This is a genomic window from Pantoea sp. E956-1, assembly GCF_982223955.1.
The window spans coordinates 1-489 of record NZ_CEUYZP010000044.1 but is presented as its reverse complement, the minus strand read 5'-3'; the positions used below and the strand labels follow the sequence as shown (position 1 = coordinate 489).

Below are 489 nucleotides of genomic sequence, written 5' to 3'. Positions count from 1 at the left end.
TTGCATGAGCATCCTGATAAAAAGACTACCCCGTGACGAGCTGAATGCAGGGGTTTCATTGGGGAAAGGGGCGCTATATGTTTCTTCCGACATTGCGGTCTCGACTCGTCGTCGCCTTGACCATCGCGACGACCCTCATTCCCATGACGGCACACGCCGTATCCGCACATCTGGAAGACTCGATCGCCGATGTGCTCGTCTGGTTCGTGCTTGTTCTGGTGCCGATACTGGCCATCTGGATATTCTGGAAACTCCACGTCCTGCCGGAAGTCATCGCCGAGAAACGGCATCATCCCCAAGCTGACGCCATCAAGGCGCTGTGCCTGATGTCGCTGGTGTTCGGCGGAATGCTGTGGCCCTTTGCCTGGCTGTGGGCGTATACGAAGCCGGTCGGCTATCGGTTGGCTTATGGCCGAGACAAGCACGATCACTATTACCAGTAGATAAGCGCCACGGAAGACAACACGGCGACCGAGAGCACGACAGGAA

At 56.6% G+C, this 489-nt stretch carries 1 protein-coding gene; it reads left to right on the top strand.

Features of this window, described 5'->3' with window-relative positions; all coding sequences use genetic code 11:
• Nucleotides 1-77: 77 nt before the first annotated feature.
• Complete coding sequence (locus AC0T7J_RS25155; protein ID WP_473798445.1) at nt 78-443, top strand: DUF3302 domain-containing protein; 366 nt, start codon at nt 78-80, stop codon at nt 441-443.
• The last annotated feature ends 46 nt before the right edge of the window (nt 444-489 follow it).

Excerpts from the sequence above, each read along its gene's own strand:
- AC0T7J_RS25155 (WP_473798445.1), top strand. The coding sequence starts at position 78 with ATGTTTCTTCCGACATTGCGGTCTCGACTCGTCGTCGCCTTGACCATC.